This window comes from Thermomonospora echinospora (assembly GCF_900108175.1).
GTDB classification, from domain to species: domain Bacteria; phylum Actinomycetota; class Actinomycetes; order Streptosporangiales; family Streptosporangiaceae; genus Thermomonospora; species Thermomonospora echinospora.
In genome coordinates, this window is sequence record NZ_FNVO01000006.1 from 33,558 (window position 1) to 52,118 (window position 18,561).

Below are 18,561 nucleotides of genomic sequence, written 5' to 3' on the forward strand. Positions count from 1 at the left end.
CGAACCACGGTTCTGGATCGTGGTCGCACTCCTCGCAGCCGTTGCGATCTCCATGATCGGTTGGCATCTACAACGAGGCGGAACCATGCGTCTGGCGCGAACGCCCCGAGGGCACATGTCACTGACCTTGCGGTCGCCTTCACGCCGACGCCCGTAGCGACTGCGGCCCGAGAGCTTCGAGCAGGGCGGACATCAACCCGAGTTTCCAGCAGCTCGCTGCGGGAGTGACAACGGTGCTCCGATGTCCGCCCAGGTCAGCGGAGGGCGGCTGTGCTGAGCTGCGAATGGGCCACCTCACTGGAGCGTAGCAGCGGTGGGGACAGCAACCGCGCCGTCCCTCGCCGGTAGAGAGCGGCCGGGCGGCCGAGTTCCTGGACACGGTGTTCTCCCGTGGGTTCCACGAACCCGTCCGTCCGGGTCACCTTCCGCCGGAAGTTGCTGGGATCCAGCTTGAAGCCCCAGACCACCTCATAGACACAGCGCAGGTCGGCGATGGTGAACGGTTCAATGCAGAACGCACTGGCCACTGTCGTGTACTCGAGTTGGGACCGGGCCCGCTCCAGCGCCTCGCGCAGGATCACATCATGGTCGAAGGCCAACCCGGCCTCCTCCTGTAGCACCTGATCCACCGGCCTCCAGTCGGCGGATCTGGCGTCAGTGCCGGCTCGTGCGACCGGCATGTCGGGGGTCAGCGCCAGATAGGCCACGGTGATGACTCTGCCCCGAGGGTCACGCTCAGGGTCTCCGTAAGTCCGAAGCTGCTCGAGATGCAGTTGGCTGCCGTCCACCCCGGTCTCTTCCTGCAACTCACGCAGCGCCGCCGCGTCCAGTCGCTCCCCCACGCGGATGTATCCGCCCGGCAACGCCAGTCGACCTTCGAAGGGCGGCTGACCACGTTCGATGAGCAGTACTTGCAGGCGATCTTCACGCACAGTGAAGATCACTAGGTCCACGGTGACCAAGACCTGCTCGCGAGCCCTGCTGTCCGATCTGTTGATCATCACCCTCCTTACTAAAAGTCCTATTGACCTTAAGTCGACCCACCACTTAAGGTCAGTCCTACCTTAACCAGTCGAGCGCGAGGAACACCATGCTCACCGCCCCGACCGGCCTGAACGGCTCCAAGGTGTCGTTCAGCGAACCTCCCGATGACCACGTCAACCCCGACACAGCGGCGACCAGGCACCTGTGTGCCGGGGTCTACCTCGACCGGACTTTTCGCAGCCAGGTGCTATGCCGGGTGTACGGCGATACGCGCCATCGCGTTGCTCCTTCCTATGGGTTCGATCTGATCCCCGTCGTGGATCACGCCTGGCGTTCCTGGTGGCTGGACACCGTGCACCAGGGCATCGTCCTCGCCGTACTGGCAGCGGGCTTCGCCATGAACCGTCCGATCGTCGTGACCGTGATGTGCTGGCTCGCACTCATCTTCCTGGCGCGGATGGTGGCTGGTGCTGTCCCGGACGTCCTCCGGCTGAAGTCTCAGCGACTGGCTGACCGATTGCCCCACCGCCCCTGGCAGAACCGCAGGCAGACACCGATCGGCCGGCAACTAGAAGAGCAGAAACGCCTGGAGCACCAGGAACGGCTGCTGCGGATCGGGTCCGGAGGTTGCCTGGCGTTGCTGTTCGTCTCACTGGTGGCCGCTAGCTGGGCGGACAACCATCCCGCGGACGGGATCAAGGCCGCCTTGCGGATGCTGCTTCTTCTCGCCCTCTCCGCGGCCGGCACCGCAGCCCTGAGGCAGATGCTCCTGAACCGGATACACCACGCCTCCACGCTCCGGCCAGGCCGCCTCACCCGTCGGCAGAAGGTCATCGACGAACAGCAGGCGCACACCTACGTCATCTACCACCGCCCCAAGTCGGAAGAGGACGAGACGTGGACCGAGTTCGACCCGTTCAAGCGGAAGCCGAGCATCTTCGTGGGCAGCGGTCAGCTGGTGCACCGGTGGCTGCCGCCCTTGGTCGTCCCGCTGTTGCAGGCAGCCGGCAAGGGAATGCGTGATCGGGAGTACGACAATCCACCCTTCCGCCCTCACGAACTCGTCGACCATCTGCGTAGCGCCATGCTCACCGTTTCCGACCCCGCGGACCCCCGTCGGCTGCGCCTGCAAGTCCGTGACCGCATCTTTCTCGATGAACGGGACGTTCCAGAAAAGCGAGACTTCCTCTCCAGGAAGGTGGGGGCGGCTTGGATCCAACAGGTCATCGACGATCCCCATAACGACGCCCAGCACTTCCTGGAAATGCAGGTGAGCTCCTGCGGGGAGCTGGTGACAACGGTCTTCCTACGGGTGGCGGTACGAGGCCGCTCCCTCAGCCTCGACTTCGCCGCCTGCTCACTGACTCGCACACCGTACGACTACCGGGTGCTCGATCTCTTTGCGGAGAGCGGTCGCGGGGCCGTCGTCCGCTCAGTACTGCGGGCATTGTGGCGGCTACCCGAGGAGACCGCCGGAGTGTTCCGGCTCATCGAGCTACCGCTGATCCTCGGACTGGCCGTACTGGCCGACAAGGACCGCACGCTGCGGCCTCGGCGCAAGCTTCTCATCGGAAGCCGGTACAGCGTCAGAGAGGAGAAGTCCCTTCCGTGGAAAGATTCGCGGTTCGATGAAACCGCAATACACGACGAGATCAAACTCGTCGAGCAGCGCTTGCTCAAGGCGGCCGAGGACTTCCTAGAGTTCCGCGGTGTGGACACCTCGGCCTTCAAAAAGAAGGCCGACAGCATCATTAACAACAGCGGCGTACTCAACATGGGCGGACGCATGGAGATACACCACTCGGTGGCTGGCGCCAACGCCCAAGTCCAGATGCCCGCCCACGCGGGCACGTCACAGCAAAGTGGAGGCTGACAATGAAGCCGGACGATGACATCGGGCGATACCCGGGCACCGTACACAACGAAGGGGTGGCGAACTTCGGTGGTTCCACCGCAATCCATCACTCGGTCGTCGGCCGCAACGCGACCGTCAACATGGCGCCCCAGGCCGATCGGTCGGCTGATGACAGGGCCCACTCTCCGAGGTGGGACATCGGTGTGATCACCATCATCGGGGTCGAGACCAACGCGGTCCGGGTTGCCCTCGGCCTCCGTCCCGAGCGAGTCGGGGGACTGAGCTTCGACCTGGGCGAGGTGGACGTTGACGGCGACCGCCCGGTTCGGGTGGTCGCGACCAGGACGCTCGCACAGGGCCAGCGGTCCACCGTGATGGCATTCGACCATCTGCGCCGTCACTACGATCCCAAAATCATTGCTCTGGTGGGCATCGGAGGCGGCATCAACCGGAAGGTCGCCGTGGGCGACGTCGTGGTAGCGACCCGTGTCGTCTACTACGACCTGCGCAAAGAGCTTCCACTGCACACTCAGCGCCGGGGCGAGGAGAAGGAGGCCCCTGCCGCCGTCGGACACGCCGCCAACGCCTTCTTCACCGATCACGGTGAACCGGCCCGCTGCACCGTCACCGACCCCGGCGGCACGTCACGTACCCACCAGGTCTTCGGTGGCCTCATCGGTTCAGGCGACGCAGTGATCGCCGACCACGGCTCGGAGATCGTGAGCTATCTGGCCGGCTTCAACGACAAGATCCTCGCCGTGGACATGGAGGCGGGCGGACTCAGCCAGGCCTGTCACGAGCAGTCGGCCACGTCCGGCCTCCTCCAGGGCTGGGTGGTCATCCGCGGCATCTCCGATGACGCCGGAGCGGACAAAAACGACGACCACCAGGCCGTCGCAGCCTGGCACGCGGCCACGACCCTGCGCCGAATGCTGCCCTACCTGATCACCCTGGACACCTAGCCAGAGCCCACGGCGGCGATCCAGATCCTCTCCTGCCCTACGGGCCGATGAGGTTAGCCTGCGCAAATTCCAGGTGTCCGCCAGTCGCAAGCTGTGGGGTGGGGCATCACGATGCGGATTGCTCGTGATGATCGCTGTGTGGGAGCGGCGGCCGACGCAGCTCCCACACAGGGTCGTCTGGAGTCGGACGTCCCGTAAGCCGGCGTAGAGGCGGCCCAGCCGATGCGAGACGTCCTCTGGCGACGTTGACGAAGTCCCGTCGTCGAGATTCGATCTTGTCTCGGAGCCCAAACCAGTCACCCTCACGGGTCATACCCGCCTTGATCTTGAGATGGACCGGCCACATCTCCATATCGATCGCATGTGCGGCTTCCACGATGTCGTGATCAGCGACCAGATTCACCATCGCCAGAGCCTCGTTCCACGGCCGCCAGTCGATCAGAGTAGGAAGCCCGGCCATCGGCCTCTCCATCCGTACCAGATCAGGGTTGATCCGCTGACCATTCGCGGCAGCAAGCTCGATCAGCACGTTGGAGGATTCACGCAGCACCTGAGCGCAGGCTTCCATCTGACGGTCACGCGACCAGTGCCGCCGCTGCGACCGACTAGTGACCGCGCCACCCACCAGCACTCCCAGGAGGGTCGTCAACACGGCACCGACAGTAGTTACAATCAAGCTCCATGGCAGATCCATGAATCGCAGCTTCTCACCCTACAGGTATTCACGGCACTCACCTTGAAGACACAGAACCAAACCCGATCAAACGACAGAAGGGAATGAGAGTCCATGCGCTACAAAGTCCTCAACGCCGAGAAATTTGACGCCCGGAACCACAGGAAGGGCACAGTTGGTCATGACGGAAAATGCTCTCTGCATGGATGCGGCGAACCTGCAGTGGCAACTATGACGTGCAGTGACAGTGGTGGCAGCAGTGTTGTGCTGGCAGTATGCGAACGCGGCATCGAGGAGTACGGCCTGCGCGCTCGATTCAACCTCTGAGGCTTGGCGCCGACTCGTCGTAGGCCGTGAACCAGGTCATCACCAACCTGTACGCAACTTAATACGCGCAGGCCGAGACCGGTCAATGGTGAGCACTTCAGCCTCTTCCAACAGCACAGCCACCCAGCCTGCGGTGGCTCGCTTAATATATTTCTTCAGATGCTCGTCAAGACTTCCCTCTCGGCTGCCCAAAGAATAGGAGCTGCCGATCAGCACCCAGCCCTGTCCTCGCAGGAAATCCGGTACCTCCTCCAGCGCTCGCCACGGAAGCGGCGTCCATGCTTCCTTCTCACCGAGGAGCAGAACCAGCCCATCCGAAGTATACCGAGCCACAGTGAACTGGCCGCGACCTGACGGCGTCACCAGGGAATCGCCAGGAGAAATAGCTGCACGAACCACGTTCTCAACCAACTTCACCGCCACACCAACCCCCTTACTCGAGCGATCTCTTTTCTCTCGAACCACAGACCCGGAAGCCATCTACCCCTTTGCCGAAGAGCTCATACATCACATATTATGAGCGAAGGGCGTATCACAGACAGCGACTACATCAGGCGTGATGATGAAGTCGACACGAAAGTCGTGAGCGGACTCGGGCAGCGGTCCGTCCACGACTTGAAGGACGTGGACAGTAGTCACGACGACTGCACCAGGGCCGATAAGATCGGATTCTCTGACCAAGGCGAACTCAATGTCGGAGTAGCCGGCGCCCTTGCCAAGGCGAGCACCATCGCGGTTGACGGCGACTGAGCCGCAGACGAACAGGTCTATGGGGCGAATCGTGTCCACGTTGACCTTGGGGGCCACGGTGGCTGCGACCTTGCTGGTGGCGGCTTCGGAGGGTGGTAACGAGAGCTTGGTCGGGTCGAGTTCGTAGAAGGGGTGTTCGTCGGCCAGGTTGGGGACGGCCATGTAGACGAGCTTGCCTTCCTCCAGGGCGCGGATCCGTACGGGGAGTTGGGCGCGGTCGGGGTTGCACATGATGACCTGGGCGGACTTCCAGGCGGGCAGGGTGGCGAGGAGGTCGGCGGCTCGTTCGGAGCCGATGAAGTCTGGGATGTGGCCGTGGACGCCGGGCTCGCGGACGGCCTTCTCGCGTTCCAGCAGGTCCCAGATGCGTTCGCGGACTTCCTGCTTGGCCTGCTTAATGTCCATAGGGGATTGGTACGTGGTCAGGCGGCTGACATCAAGGCCAGCAGACGATCGGTGATCTCCTGGACGGGGCGTTCGCGGCGCCAGGGGTGGAGTTCCCGGCCTGCGGTGAAGACCAGGTTGAGGCCGCCTCCTCCCCTGGTGCCCTCGACCACCGTGATGGCCTGGTGGAGGCTGGCTACGGCCTCGTCGAGGTTGCGGAGGCGGATATGGGCGAGGCTGAGGTTGCCGAGCACGATGGCGTCGGACTTGCTTCCGTCCTGTGGGAGGGCGGCCAGGGTACTCACCGCAGATGCCGGGCTGCCGAGGTAGAGGTGGCAGGAGCCGGTAAGCCGCGCGTGATCGGTTGGGGTGAAGAACTCACCTGCGGGGTCTGCGTCGTCGGCTCTAACGAAGTGAGACTGAGCGGCTTCTAGGGCTGCATGGCATCGGCCGTGCTCGCCCAGCATGGCGTGGGCTTCGCCGACGTGCATGAGGGCTATGCCGGCGAGCGACGGGCTGGTGTCCGCGACTGTGCGCGCTGCGGACTTGGCGAGGCCCAGACCGTTGTGAGAGTCGCCGTGACCGTAGAGGGCTACGTAGCTCTTGCGCAGCTGGGCGTGTGCCTCGGTGAAGCGGTCGCGGATCTGGCGGGCGGCGGTAATGGCCTCGTTGAAGTAGCGAAGGCTCGTCGCGTGGTCGCGACGCTGGCAGGCGTCCCACACGAGCTGGCCCATGAGCGTCGCTGATTCGGCTTCGACGGCGAACAGTTCGCGTCGTACCCGGTTGGAGGCGGCGTTCTGCCGTAGGTAGGAGACCTGGCCGTGGCACTGGCCTGCAGCGGCCAGGAGCAGGGCCGACGGTACATGGTCGTACTCGTCGGTGAGGGCCTGCACTCGTTGCCATAGGTGAGCCGTCGTGATGAGATCAACGCTGGCCGGGTTGCTGAGTACCTGGTCAAGGTGCTCGTTACCGTCCCCATCGGCCGGCTCCACCTCGTCGAGGAGGTCGGCCAGCTCCTCCAGCGTGATCCGCAGTTCGGCGGCGAGCTTGGGACGGATGTAGGGCAGCGGGCTGGTTTCGGCTCGTTCCCAGCGGCCGACCGTGGAGCGTTCGATGCCGAGGAGGTCGGCAAGCCGTTCCTGACTGTGGCCGAAAGCACGCCGTCGCTGGGCGAGGCGGTGTCGCTTGAGTGCCATGCGCTGGCCTCCTGACGTCCAGGCCGTTCGATGACGACGGTCTTATGCCTGTCTGGGCTGGTCAAGTCACCTGATGCGCCACAGGTGCCGCACCGGTGCCGGGTTCGTGCTCTGGCTCGCGCCGTTCTCACGCGGTTCGGTTGTCACATGACGATTGCAGACGGACACGGATCGTGATCGCTATGGGCTTATCACGGCCATCCGTCGCCTCGCCCGGAGACGGAGGAATCGGTATGCAGGGCGACCCCCCACCGCAGCTACGCGACATGGCCGACTTCGCATGCCTGCCCAGTGCCGCCCGCTGGGCGCGCAAGCACACGGTCGGTGTGCTGCACCGCTGGCAGCTGTGCCACTTCGCCGACACCGCGGAACTGCTGGTCTCAGAACTGGTCACGAACGCCTACCGGGCATCCGGGGTGGACGTGGAGCGCAACGGCTACGCGGCGCTGGCGAGAGTCCCGTGCATCAGCATGCGGGTGGCCTCGGACCGCCGGTCGCTGCTCATCGAGGTCTGGGACGCCAATCCAGAACCACCCGTCCTCAAGGAGGCCGACGTCCACGCCGAGGGTGGACGGGGCCTGCTCCTGGTCGACTCCCTGGCTGAACGGTGGAACTTCTACTTCCCCCTGGCCGGCGGCAAGGTCGTCTGGTGCGAGATCGCGGGGAGGGACGCCCCCTGATGCGATGATGCTGCGGCCACGACAGGCGACTCGCTCTCCCGACCCAGTAAGTCCGAACGCCTGGACTGACATACACCATGAACGGCACCTGGTAGCAGGCGCACGAGCAGCAAGCGCTCACTGGCAAGCGTGTTAGCCCGAGAATCGCCACAGCCGTCAAGGTCAGACGTGTAGCTTGGTGGTTCGTGCCGCTCCGAGACGCGCTGACGGCACCTACCTACGAACCTCCCGTTCCATGGATACGGAAGCGAGATTCCGTGGCCGAGAGCACGAGCCCAGAATTCCAGATCCGCTTGCCCAACGGCGGCCCCATGGCACGCGGACGCATGCTGGACGAGATGGGCACCAACGGCAGCCAGAAGTTCGTGGTGTTTGCCGGGTCGCCCGCCCGCAGGGATGTGGTGCCCTCGTTCCCCGTCCGGATGCAGTCCTCAAGCAGGTTCCGAGAGCAGCTGATCGCCGAAGGCGCGATCGTGGAGTCCACAACCTATCCGGGGTGGCTGGAGACGACCCGGGACATCGTCTGCAACTCCCCCTCAGCCGCCGCCGAGATCCTGGTCGGCAGGAGCGCCAACGGGTTCCAGGAGTGGAAGACCGAAGATGGGCATCCACTGGCCGACTACGTCGCCAGAGTGGCCTGGGGTGCCAGACGCACGTGGCTGGTCCGGGGTTCCAACGTCGCCGGGGTCGACCTGTTCGAGCGGGAGTGGCGCGGCGAGCAGCGGGTGAGTCTGGCCGCGTCCCGGCTGCGCGCGGGCGTCGAGCCGGGCGTCAGCAAGAACGATCTGCGCGGCTTCGTGGAGGAGGACTACGAGTCCACCGCCACGTACAGCCAGAGAATCCAGCTCGTCGATGAGATGCACGCCTTCTTGTCGCGGATGAAGCACGGGGACACGGTCTGCACCGTCTCCGGCGGACGGCTGTACATCGGCGAGATCACCGGTGACCCGGTGCAGGTCGACTCCGAGGATGGGCGGTCGAGCCTGAGGCGCCCCGTGGAGTGGCAGGACATCGGCTACCCCTACGACGAGTTGCCGGAGGAAGTGCAGCAGAAGCTGTCCGTCCAGCACGACGTCGCCGACATCACCGCCGTCCAGGATCTGATCGACGGGCTTGGCCTCAGCGAGCAGGAGCTCATCGACGAGGCCGAGGTCGAAGGAGAGCCCAGGGAGAAAATCCCCGCGCTCGTGGCGCGCCGTGAGATGGAGCTGCCCGAGCCCACCGCCGAACTCGCCGACGAGTTGCTCGTCCATGACGTGGCATGGCTGCGCGAGGTGCGCGACCTGCTGCGGGACGACCGGCAGCTCGTCCTGTACGGACCGCCCGGCACCGGCAAGACGTACCTGGCGCTCAAGCTGGCCGAGTTCCTCGGCGGCGGACCCGAGCAGGTCAAGCTGGTGCAGTTCCATCCCTCGTACTCCTACGAGGACTTCTTCGAGGGCTTCCGCCCCAGGGAGGACCCCGGCAACCGGGAGGTCGCCTTGCGCCTCACCGCCGGCCCGCTGCGCGAGCTGGCCGACCTGGCCTCCCGCGAGGGCAACCGGCACATCCCGCACTTCCTCATCATCGACGAGATCAACCGGGCCAACCTGGCCAAGGTGTTCGGTGAGCTGTACTTCCTGCTGGAGTACCGCAACAAGTCGATCCGGCTGACCTACTCCCAAGAGGACTTCGCGCTCCCGCCGAACCTGTTCGTCATCGGGACCATGAACACCGCCGACCGGTCCATCGCCCTCGTGGACGCCGCGATGCGCCGCCGCTTCGCCTTCGTGGAGCTCTCCCCCAGAACCGAGCCGACCGCCGGGCTGCTGCGCCGCTGGCTCGACCGCGAGAAGCATGACCCGGAGCCCGCAGACCTCCTGGAGGCGCTCAACGCCCGTATCTCCGACCCCGACTTCCAGATCGGCCCCTCGTACCTGATGAAGAAGGGCGTCTACCGTGACGGCGGACTGGAGCGCACCTGGCGGACCAAGATCCTCCCGCTGCTGGAGGAGCACCATTACGGGGAGGGTGTGAACGTCGAAGCCCTCTACGGTCTGAACGCGCTGCGCGCCGCCTCCTCATGATGCCCATCACCCTCGTCGAGCACGGGCCTGCGGTTTCACATCCCCTCGACGACGCTCTCGGCCGTGCCCTGGCGGCTTCCCGCCTGGTCAGTGCCGCGCCCGAGGCCGGACGCCCCGGACACTGGCAGATACGCGCCAAGGGCAAGGTCGGCGTGGCGACGGTGACCGCTCCCGCAGGCGGCGCGGTCACCGTGTGGATCAGGCCCAAGGTGCCCATCGCCCGGCTGCTGTTCCTACTGGGGTACGCACTCAACCCCAGGGGCTGGCGAGATGAGGACGTGGCGCTGGACACCGATGACGAGCTGCTGCCGGTCATGGCCCGGCTTTTCGAACGGCAGGCAGAACGGGTGCTGCGACAGGGACTACTGCGTGGCTACCGCATCGCCGAGGAGACCTCCACGCTCGTCCGCGGCCGTATCCGCGAAGCGGACCAGCTCCGCCGCCATCACGGCAGGCTGGTCCCCGTCGAAATCGTCCACGACGAGTACACCTCCGACATCACCGAGAACCGTCTCCTGCTCACGGCCACCGAACGGCTTCTGCGACTGTCCCACGGGGTGCCCGCCGACGTACGCGGCGGGCTGCTGCGGCTGCGCACGCGTCTGGCCGGCATCGCCCCGATCAAACGCGGCCACGAACCGCTCGTCTGGCGGCTCAACCGGCTGAATGCCCGTTATCAGCACGCCCTGCGTCTGGCCGAGATCGTCCTCGACGGCTGCTCGGTCGAGCAGCGGCCCGGCGGGGTGACGGTGAGCGGCTTCTTGTTCGACATGTACAAGGTGTTCGAGGACTTCGTCACCATCGCACTGCGCGAGGCCCTGCCCGGCGATGGTCACTGCGAACTTCAGTCCAACCAGCACCTCGATGAGCGCCGCGAGATCCGTATGATCCCCGATCTCGTACACCATGCCGTCGACGGCACTCCCCTCGCCGTGGCCGACGCCAAGTACAAGGTCGAGAGGCCGAAGGGTTATCCCGACGCGGATCTCTACCAGATGCTCGCTTACTGCACAGCGCTCAACCTGCGGGACGGGCATCTCATCTACGCCAAGGGCAACGCCCCACACGCCGCCCACCGCGTCCGGCACGCCCGCATCACCATCCACCAGCACACCCTTGAGCTCAACCAGCCGGCAGCCGACCTGCTCACCGAAATACAGGCATTGGCACAGCGGCTTGTGCCTGGCTGACTCGGGTCACTTCGGTACGTACCGTCCTCGCTCGTTCTTCAGCAGCTCGACGGAGTCGACCGGTCGTTCCTGTGGTCGATCAACCAGGCCGCCGACCGGCCTGATCTGGCGGTGGTCCTCACCGGGGATCCGGAACGTTCACATCGGCGTGCGACCAAGCGCGGCACCTATAGCCGGCTCCAGCGCGGGGGCCTGCGTCTGGCCGCTGAGGAGAACCGTCTCTTCCTGGCCGTGGCCCGGGAACTCGGCGTTGCCGGCTGGCCGATGCTTCACCATGACATTGGTGAGGACACGCCTGAGCAAGTGGTGTCGATCATCTTGGCTCGGCTGCTGGATCACTCCTGGACTGCGCGCACCAGCGAGTCGTAGGTCTCCTCCGTGTGCTCGGCATCGATGCCCAGCCTTGCGACGAACGCGGCCAGCTGCCGCTGCGTCTCGATGGCCGAGGCGTCATCGGGGATCATGCGTTCCAGCTCCAGGAAGGTGCCGACGCCTTCCAGATCGTCCACGCAGATCGTGATATCGCCGACCGTGGCGGTCCGCCGGGTCTTGGCGACCCGGACCGTGGCGTAGAAGCCCATGTTCACGATCGCCTGGTGCATCTGCTCGCGGTCGGCCACCTCGGTCTCGTACTCCAGGCAGGCTTGGGCGTTCTCCCCCGGCTGCTTGAGCGCGAAGAAGTCCCGCCCGTCGACGGTGCGGAGCCGGACGAAGGAGACGCCCAGCTTGCTGTCGCCGAACCGCCAGCCCACCGGCGCGTAGGCCTGATCGTCCTGGTGGGTCGGCTCCCCCAGTTCGATCCCCTGCGCCTTGAGCGCGACCAGCAGCGACTCCACGTCCCGCACCCGGAACTTGACCTCGACCTCGCGCACGCATCCCCCTTGATCGGCCTACGAAGTGCGAGGAGCAGCCTTGCAGCCGGCGGGCGGACCGGCAACGCGCTTGACCAGATGCAGTGTCGTCTCGGTAGTAGACGGGCCACGACACGTCGATACGGCTGGACATCCGCCCTTCACGACACGGCTCCCACGGCATCCAACAAAACGGATTGGCATCACGTATTACTTGAAGAGATTTCCTCAAGCCACTCAGACGGAAAACCTTCGCAGGCTCCTTGACGAGCGCCCCACAGGGAGCAAGATGGGACCTACGTCATGACAAATCATGGGCCGATCACGACCCATTCTGCAAACCCTATACGTCGGACCGGGCGCGGTCCCATGGCGAAATCCAGAGGTGTTGCCAATGAGCGGCAGCGAGGACCAGGACGAGCGGAGGCGAGCACACCGACAGGTGAGGAAGCAGGGGCAGCGACGAAAGCGGATCATGCAGGTCCGGGTCGGCGACGAGGACCTGGCGGTGATCTCGGCTGGCGCGACCAGGGAAGGGCTTACCCGGAGCGCGTTCGTCATCAAGGCGAGCCTGGCCCGTGCACGAGGTGACACGACACAAACTGATCCAGTGCTGCGCGATATTCACGAGGAGCTCAAGGACGCCGCCCGTAAAGCGAACAGCATCGGAGTGAACTTCAACCAGGTCGTCAAGAAGCTCAACGCAACCGGGCATCCCACTGGAGACATCCCCGCCTACTCAGAAGCGGCTTTCCAGGCGGTACGAAGACTGGACGCGGTCGCCGTGAAGCTATGGAGGCATCTGCGGTGATAGGGAAGGTGACCCGAGGTGTCCGTGCCGCCGGACTGATCTACTACCTGTTCGGGCCGGGCCGGAGCAACGAACACGTCGATCCCCATCTGGTGGCCGGCTTCCGCCATCCCTCCGCGCTGGAACCCGGCATCCGGCCGAGTGGCAGGAGGGACTTCCGCCATCTGATCTCGGTGCTGAATCACCCACTGGAGGCGCTCCACGGAGCATCGTTCGAGCAGCCGATGTGGCAATGCTCGATGCGGGCCGCACCGACTGATCGGATCCTGTCGGACGCCGAGTGGGCCGACGTCGCCGAGGAGGTCATGCACCGGACCGGAATCGCTCCTCGCGGGGACGAGCACGGCTGCCGATGGATCGCAGTCCGGCACGCGGACGATCACATCCACATCGTTGCGACGCTCGCCCGCGAAGACGGACGACGCCCTCGGCTCTGGCGAGATCACATGCGGGTCCGGGAAGCCTGCCAGGCCGTCGAGGAACGGTTCGGATTACGATCGACCGCTCCGGCGGACCGGACGGCCGCGCCCCGGCCGAGCCGCGCGGAGAACGAGCAGGCCGCCCGGCGAGGGTGGGAGGAGCCGCCGCGGACGGCGCTACGGCGGACGGTCGCCGCAGTTGCGGCCGGGACGTGCTCGGAGAAGGAGTTCTTCGGCCGCCTGGAGGAGTGCGGAGTCCTGATCCGCAAACGGTTCAGCGTCCGCAACCCCGGCCAGATCACCGGCTACGCCGTCGCCCTGCCGGATCGCCTCAGCCGTGACGGCAAGCCGGTCTGGTTCTCCGGCGGCAAACTCGCCCCCGACCTGACGCTCCCGAAACTCCACCAGCGGTGGCTCCACGCACCGCCCGGACCGGGAGATCCAGCTAACCCTCTGGCCAGCCGTGATCGACCCGGTTCGCGGCCGGTCTCTCCGGATCTCACCCACTCCGAACGAACCGAGCTGTACCAGCAGGCCGCCCAAGCCACCGCCAAAGCGGCAGAGACATTCCGAACGACCACCGACCCGCGGGTACGAGCCGATATCGCCGCAGCGACCGCGGACACCCTGCGGACGGTCGCATGGCTGACAAGCAACCGGCATCTCATCCGGGCGTCCGACTCCTACGACCGGGCGGCCCGCGAACCCTACGGGCGCTTCCCCGCTCCGACACCCGACGGATATGCGCTCCGTACGGTCGTCAGAAGCCTCACCTGGACGATGAACCCGCTCGCCCGGCACACCCACCACGCGACCCTGGCCATGGCCGGATTGGTCCTCAACCTGATCGAACTCATCGGCGCCGTCGCCATCCACCTCCGGACCCAACGGCGCTTCGCCCAGGCCGACGCCGCCCGTTCGGCTACGCACGCTCTGCGCACCACTCCACTCTCTGATTCCCTGGTGAGCCGGCCCACCACGCAGACGATGGTCAGCAAGAGGGCGCCAGACCTGACAGCCAGCCCCGCGCAGTTGGCCGCCGCCAACTTTCCCGTCCCGATCTTCGGAGGCCCTCATACGGCCCTTGACCCCGGCTCTCCCAGTACGTCCCACTCCCACAGCCAGTCGCATCGTTCATCCCCCCGACGGTGACGCCTGGTCGTTCGATCCCACTTCCACGCTGTGCCGGCCACCACAACCACCACCGGCCATGCCTCCGACAACACATGAGGTGAGATCGCCGAGACCTGCACATCAGCGGAGGAGTCCCGATCAACGACGTTCAAGGTCCTCACGGGCGGAGCGGCCGACGCCGAAACCTTTCCGGCTCGTCGTCAACCCTCGTCCGGCTGCGTTGGAGATATTGCTTCATACGCGGCGAGTTCTTCAGGGCTGCCGACGAAGGCCGGTCCACAACCGGGTGGGAGCCGGTCGACCACCATGGCGATGGCTTGCTCCGGCGTTGCCGCCAGCCCCACCGATTCACTCCGGAGAGGTCCTTCCACCCAGTAGCCGCCTCCTTTGGCCCGTGCGACGTAGGGGATGTCCCAGGTCCATCGAGGGTTCGTGCAGCGGCTGAAGTGCAGTTCTCCCATTCCCGTCCACGGGAACAGTTGCCGCAAGCGGGGCTCAGCGTAAGCCGCATCCAACAACTCGGCAGGGATACGTCTATCAGCACGAACATCCCGCCATGCGGCCTCGACGATGTCACGGCCCGATGGAGTCGAGTTCACGAAGTCATTCTCGCCATGCATACCCTGCGTACTACACCCATGGGCGTGACCGGTGGTGGTCGAGCCTGCTGAAGGAAGGCCATCCTGTGCGTCCGAAGCAGGCAGCAGACCGCAGGAGTGTCCGACCTTCAGCTGGGCCGAGCTGCCGAGTGATGCGTTCGTGCAGGTGAATTGACGTTGCGTAGGCGACGCCAACGCGACTGCCACCGTTTTCCGGACACCCCACCGCCAGGAGGTGCCGCCCTTGTCGGTGCCTTGCCCTATCGTGCTCCCGGTGAGCGATCAACAGCTGTTTCCGGCAGAGCTGGCAGACCTCTTCGAGGACGGAGCCGGTGCACGGACACTGTCGGTTCCGTTGCCTGCCGGCCGGCTCGTCAACACCGATGAAGGTGACGGCCCTCCGGGGCTGTGGATGACCAAGGAGGCCGCTGCGGCCGGGTTGTGGGTCGAGGTTCACGCAGAGCACCACCGGTCGGGACTATGGCCGCTGCTGCTGGAGGCTCTGCACGATGACGAGGAGTTCAGGCCCTGGGGGTCTGGAGAGCTCTCGCTGAAGCGGGTCACATCGCCGGATCTTCACGACCCCGCCGACGTGCTCATCGACTGGTGGGATGAATACGCCCACTCCGATGACACGACCGCCCCGTTCCAGCGTTGGCCGGGACTCGCCCCTGGCAAGCCACCTGCAATCGACCCCGACGAGGTCGCGTGCGAGTACGCGACCCGCCTGCAGTCCTGGTCTCCGTCCATGCGCCTGGGCCTGATCGCCGCGGATCGGGGCGCGGACGCCCTGGCCGCCGCCGGATGGACCGGCCCGCTGAACCACACCAACGACACCGGCGAGATCGTCACCGTGCTGCGCAGTTGGGAGGACCGCTTCGGCGTCCGTGTCGTCGGCGCGAGCTTCGCCGACCTCTACCTCAGCGTCGCCGCGCCGCCGGCCACCCTGGAGGAAGCGATACACGTCGCGGCCGAGCACTTCGCTTTCTGCCCTGACAACATCTGGCAGAACAGCCACCCCCACACACTGATCGGATATGCCGAACGCCTCGTCAAACGCACCTCATGGTCGTTCTGGTGGGACTGAGCCCGAGCTAACAAGGGTGTGGCCGCCCTCCCTGACTGGTTGATCAGGCGGCGGTACGCTCCCCCGGTCACTCTGCCAGTGGCGCGACCCGATGCCACCCTCGTCGACTCGCTGGAATCGTCGGACGGCGATGCCGGTCCGTACACCGTTTGTGCCCGTGCCGTGATCGAGTCGGCGCGGGCACATGCCCGCGCCTGGGACCACGGTGAGGTGGGCACTGGCCATCTGCTGCTCGGTCTCGCCGACGGTCAGGGCCAAGGGATGGCAGGCGTGATCCTCCGCAGGCCGGCGCTTACACCCGACGTCATCAGGCTGCAGGTAAGGAGGCGATGAGCTTGGGCGGCCAGCCCGCTCCAGAGAACGTCCCGTACTCCGCCGAGGCCCGTCGCACACTGAACCTCGCGCTGCAGGAGAACCCGGAGCTAGGTCCCGGTCAGATCGGCACTGATCATCTGCTGCTGGGCCTGCTACACGAAGGCGGCTTCGCGGCCGGCGTTCTGGCCGCCCACAGCATTGGCTACGAGCAGGTGATCTCCGCCCGCGACAAGCTTCGCCCCACCCTCTGCTACGGCTGTGTCGAGTACGGCGTTTACGAGCTGGACACCGTGACCGGCCCGGAGACCGCCTTCCCCGGGTGGCTCCTGGATCTCGACCACCAGGTCGCCCCATACAGCAGCGGAAAGAGGCTGCGGTCGACAACCAGGACTACGAGCGAGCGGTCCTGATACGCAGTACCGAAAAGGACCTTCTCAAGCGCCGGGCGGCCCTCATCCGGCAACGCTCGGACGAGTTCGACCTCGTGACCGCGATCGACGAGAGCATCTGGCTGCGTGCGCAAGTCGCCAGCCTGCGCGGCTCGCTTCGCCAAAGCCACGATAGAACGCACGGCCAGGACGAGGGCGGCGGCAACGGCTTCCCTCGTCCTGGTGCGGAGTGAGCCCGGCGGTACACACCGCGCCCAAGTTCTCCGCCTTGCGCTGACCGGACCACCCACCTCGGCCGACAACCTGGAGAGATCAGTGTGCTACGCTCAGTGAGCGCAAGTATTGCCAAGCAGTCTCAAACGGAGTCATACGAAGCGATCGAGCGCGCGACACCGGCACACGCGGACTACTACACAAGGGGAAGAAGGGATGCCATGGAGGAGACCTCGGGACGTGACCCTGATGTGCTCACCACCAGGGAGCTGGCGGTCAAGCTCGGTCTGTCGCCGCAGACCGTCCGGCGGATGGCCAACGCCGGGCAGATCCCGGCGCTGAAGACCGGCAAGGACTTCCGCTACTCCTGGACCGCGGTCCGCGAAGTGCTGCGACAACCTCACATCCAACGGAGGACCAGCACTGATGACCCACGACCAGCCCGAGAGCCGACGGCGCGATGACGACGCCACCGCCGGCCTCGCCCAAGACCTGTACGAGCAGGTCCGGCAGCTCAACCACGCCACCGCCGGGGCACCCGGCCTGACCCGCCCGTCCACCGCCTACACCATCCTGGGGAATCTCAGCGCATCCGCCTACGGCCTCGATCAGACCTTCGTTCAGCTCGGCCGCTTCCTTCGCCGCGAGCTGGACGGCGGGCGCCTCGGTCATGACCGGGGCCACCACCCGGCACAAGCCGTCCAGGACGCCTGCGATGCTCTGTCCGAGGCCCGGGACATCACCACTCGGCTCGCACGGTCCCTCGGCAACGCTCAGAGCGCCATCAACGCCGTTCACGGCCCCGTCCACCCGGCCGCAGCCCTCGCAGGCGATGACTTTCCACTCTCCGTCTCCGAAGCGGTGAAGGCCGGCCCGGCGGACGATCGAAGCGGCCCCTCACCATCGCCGTCCACCAAAACGGCCCGCAGCGCCAGGAAGGGGATCTGAGCATGAAGCCGTTCAGCGATGCCGAGCTTCGGGCGCTCCCCTGCGTGGTCGGCGTCGAGACCGCCGCCAGGGCGCTCGGCATCAGCCGCACCCTCGCGTACCAGCTCGCCAAGGAAGGCGACTTCCCCTGTCAGGTGATCCGGATCGCCAGCACGTACCGCGTGGCGACCGCCGACCTCCTACGGGTGCTCGGCGTCACCCGCGAAGCCCCGGAGGACTCCGAACCGGTGTCCCGCAGTGCCGCCGGATGAACAGTGATCACGTCAGATCCCACGGTCGAATGACGGTCAAATGATCAGAGGCCTGATCGCCGTCTTGGCGATCAGGCCTCTGAGCTGGGACTTAGCGTCGGGGTGGCGGGATTCGAACCCACGGCCTCGTGCACCCAAAGCACGCGCGCTAGCCAAGCTGCGCCACACCCCGGCCCGCCGTCGTACGACACCTCGTGGGCGGTGACGACGACCGCAACCTGTGAAAGTGTAGTGGGGATCGACCGCCATGCCATCCCGATTACGAAGGCCGGGAGCCAGTGGCCCATCCCACGCGCGAACGCTCCCGGAGAGCCTGTACGCTACGCAGGTGACCGAGGGCCGGGAACACCGGCGGCACCTCGGTGCACGCGGGCGTAGCTCAATGGTAGAGCCCCAGTCTTCCAAACTGGCTACGCGGGTTCGATTCCCGTCGCCCGCTCCACGTTTTCCCAGGTCAGCGGCCTGATCATCGCACAG

Annotated in this window: 21 protein-coding genes and 2 tRNA genes; 15 read left to right on the plus strand and 8 right to left on the minus strand. The window is 65.7% G+C overall.

Translation table 11 applies throughout. The features are described from left to right. Positions 1–254: 254 nt before the first annotated feature. On the minus strand, positions 255–1,001 hold the full coding sequence (locus tag C4U03_RS15900) for an NUDIX domain-containing protein (RefSeq protein ID WP_103938567.1): 747 nt from the start codon (positions 999–1,001) through the stop codon (positions 255–257). A gap of 89 nt (positions 1,002–1,090) precedes the next feature. Between C4U03_RS15900 and C4U03_RS15905 the strand changes: the two genes are divergently transcribed. Together C4U03_RS15905 and C4U03_RS15910 are read left to right on the plus strand one after the other, a co-directional pair. Next, positions 1,091–2,857, plus strand: coding sequence for a hypothetical protein (locus C4U03_RS15905; RefSeq protein WP_103938568.1), 1,767 nt, complete (start codon positions 1,091–1,093; stop codon positions 2,855–2,857). 185 nt (positions 2,858–3,042) lie between these two features. Further along, entirely contained in the window at positions 3,043–3,801 is a 759-nt protein-coding gene (locus tag C4U03_RS15910; RefSeq protein WP_235017901.1) for a 5'-methylthioadenosine/S-adenosylhomocysteine nucleosidase family protein, read from the plus strand. Between the two features lie 106 nt (positions 3,802–3,907). Here the strand turns inward: C4U03_RS15910 and C4U03_RS39940 are convergent, their stop codons facing one another. The 4 genes from C4U03_RS39940 to C4U03_RS15920 form a co-directional block, all read right to left on the minus strand. Further along, on the minus strand, positions 3,908–4,495 hold the full coding sequence (locus C4U03_RS39940) for a hypothetical protein (protein WP_146087405.1): 588 nt from the start codon (positions 4,493–4,495) through the stop codon (positions 3,908–3,910). Positions 4,496–4,840: 345 nt separating this feature from the next. Then, positions 4,841–5,224 carry a hypothetical protein gene (locus C4U03_RS39945; protein WP_146087406.1) on the minus strand — a complete coding sequence of 128 codons (384 nt, stop codon included), beginning with the start codon at positions 5,222–5,224 and terminating at the stop codon, positions 4,841–4,843. An 84-nt stretch (positions 5,225–5,308) separates the two neighbouring features. Continuing rightward, the gene (locus C4U03_RS15915) at positions 5,309–5,956 is read right to left on the minus strand and encodes a 5-formyltetrahydrofolate cyclo-ligase (RefSeq protein WP_103938570.1); all 648 of its coding nucleotides are present in this window, start codon (positions 5,954–5,956) and stop codon (positions 5,309–5,311) included. A 17-nt stretch (positions 5,957–5,973) separates the two neighbouring features. Next, complete coding sequence (locus tag C4U03_RS15920) at positions 5,974–7,131, minus strand: helix-turn-helix transcriptional regulator (RefSeq protein ID WP_103938571.1); 1,158 nt, start codon at positions 7,129–7,131, stop codon at positions 5,974–5,976. 233 nt (positions 7,132–7,364) lie between these two features. Here C4U03_RS15920 and C4U03_RS15925 point away from each other — a divergent pair, with 233 nt between their 5' ends. From C4U03_RS15925 to C4U03_RS15935, 3 genes are all read left to right on the plus strand, one after another. Further along, on the plus strand, positions 7,365–7,811 hold the full coding sequence (locus C4U03_RS15925; RefSeq protein WP_103938572.1) for an ATP-binding protein: 447 nt from the start codon (positions 7,365–7,367) through the stop codon (positions 7,809–7,811). Between the two features lie 311 nt (positions 7,812–8,122). Further along, the gene (locus C4U03_RS15930; protein ID WP_103938835.1) at positions 8,123–9,877 is read left to right on the plus strand and encodes a DUF4357 domain-containing protein; all 1,755 of its coding nucleotides are present in this window, start codon (positions 8,123–8,125) and stop codon (positions 9,875–9,877) included. Then, a complete protein-coding gene (locus C4U03_RS15935) occupies positions 9,877–11,067 on the plus strand; it encodes an McrC family protein (RefSeq protein WP_200827265.1) in 1,191 nt (396 codons plus the stop codon). The genes C4U03_RS15930 and C4U03_RS15935 overlap by 1 nt, the downstream gene beginning before the upstream one ends. A 335-nt stretch (positions 11,068–11,402) precedes the next feature. Here the strand turns inward: C4U03_RS15935 and cyaB are convergent, their stop codons facing one another. Next, on the minus strand, positions 11,403–11,939 hold the full coding sequence (cyaB, locus tag C4U03_RS15945; protein ID WP_103938575.1) for a class IV adenylate cyclase: 537 nt from the start codon (positions 11,937–11,939) through the stop codon (positions 11,403–11,405). Positions 11,940–12,312: 373 nt separating this feature from the next. On the opposite strand from cyaB, the gene C4U03_RS15950 reads away from it, so the two are divergent. Together C4U03_RS15950 and C4U03_RS15955 are read left to right on the plus strand one after the other, a co-directional pair. Beyond that, positions 12,313–12,729: a plasmid mobilization protein gene (locus C4U03_RS15950; RefSeq protein ID WP_103938576.1), complete on the plus strand. Its 417-nt coding sequence runs from the start codon at positions 12,313–12,315 to the stop codon at positions 12,727–12,729. Beyond that, positions 12,726–14,300, plus strand: a complete 1,575-nt coding sequence (locus tag C4U03_RS15955; RefSeq protein WP_160147008.1) for a relaxase/mobilization nuclease domain-containing protein — start codon at positions 12,726–12,728, stop codon at positions 14,298–14,300. Before C4U03_RS15950 ends, C4U03_RS15955 begins: the two co-directional genes overlap by 4 nt. Before the next feature lie 182 nt (positions 14,301–14,482). Here C4U03_RS15955 and C4U03_RS42960 read toward each other — a convergent pair whose 3' ends face one another. After that, positions 14,483–14,902 carry a DUF6193 family natural product biosynthesis protein gene (locus C4U03_RS42960; protein ID WP_407701433.1) on the minus strand — a complete coding sequence of 140 codons (420 nt, stop codon included), beginning with the start codon at positions 14,900–14,902 and terminating at the stop codon, positions 14,483–14,485. A gap of 253 nt (positions 14,903–15,155) precedes the next feature. Here C4U03_RS42960 and C4U03_RS15965 point away from each other — a divergent pair, with 253 nt between their 5' ends. The 7 genes from C4U03_RS15965 to C4U03_RS15990 all read left to right on the plus strand — a co-directional run bounded on the left by C4U03_RS15965 (position 15,156) and on the right by C4U03_RS15990 (position 18,084). Continuing rightward, positions 15,156–15,968 (plus strand): DUF4253 domain-containing protein, encoded by an 813-nt coding sequence (locus C4U03_RS15965; protein ID WP_235017902.1) that lies wholly within the window; start codon positions 15,156–15,158, stop codon positions 15,966–15,968. A gap of 162 nt (positions 15,969–16,130) precedes the next feature. Then, a complete protein-coding gene (locus C4U03_RS42965) occupies positions 16,131–16,301 on the plus strand; it encodes a Clp protease N-terminal domain-containing protein (RefSeq protein ID WP_407701435.1) in 171 nt (56 codons plus the stop codon). Further along, the gene (locus C4U03_RS15975; RefSeq protein ID WP_103938579.1) at positions 16,298–16,693 is read left to right on the plus strand and encodes a Clp protease N-terminal domain-containing protein; all 396 of its coding nucleotides are present in this window, start codon (positions 16,298–16,300) and stop codon (positions 16,691–16,693) included. The genes C4U03_RS42965 and C4U03_RS15975 overlap by 4 nt, the downstream gene beginning before the upstream one ends. 74 nt (positions 16,694–16,767) lie before the next feature. Continuing rightward, complete coding sequence (locus C4U03_RS40440; protein ID WP_160147010.1) at positions 16,768–16,905, plus strand: hypothetical protein; 138 nt, start codon at positions 16,768–16,770, stop codon at positions 16,903–16,905. A gap of 201 nt (positions 16,906–17,106) precedes the next feature. Beyond that, a complete protein-coding gene (locus tag C4U03_RS15980; protein ID WP_103938580.1) occupies positions 17,107–17,349 on the plus strand; it encodes a helix-turn-helix domain-containing protein in 243 nt (80 codons plus the stop codon). Next, a complete protein-coding gene (locus C4U03_RS15985) occupies positions 17,312–17,833 on the plus strand; it encodes a hypothetical protein (protein ID WP_103938581.1) in 522 nt (173 codons plus the stop codon). The genes C4U03_RS15980 and C4U03_RS15985 overlap by 38 nt, the downstream gene beginning before the upstream one ends. Positions 17,834–17,835: 2 nt before the next feature. Next, positions 17,836–18,084, plus strand: a complete 249-nt coding sequence (locus tag C4U03_RS15990) for a helix-turn-helix domain-containing protein (protein WP_103938582.1) — start codon at positions 17,836–17,838, stop codon at positions 18,082–18,084. A 97-nt stretch (positions 18,085–18,181) separates the two neighbouring features. Here C4U03_RS15990 and C4U03_RS15995 read toward each other — a convergent pair. Further along, positions 18,182–18,256: transfer RNA gene (locus C4U03_RS15995), tRNA-Pro, on the minus strand. Positions 18,257–18,452: 196 nt separating this feature from the next. Here C4U03_RS15995 and C4U03_RS16000 point away from each other — a divergent pair. After that, a tRNA-Gly gene (locus C4U03_RS16000) sits at positions 18,453–18,526 on the plus strand. Positions 18,527–18,561: the final 35 nt, after the last annotated feature.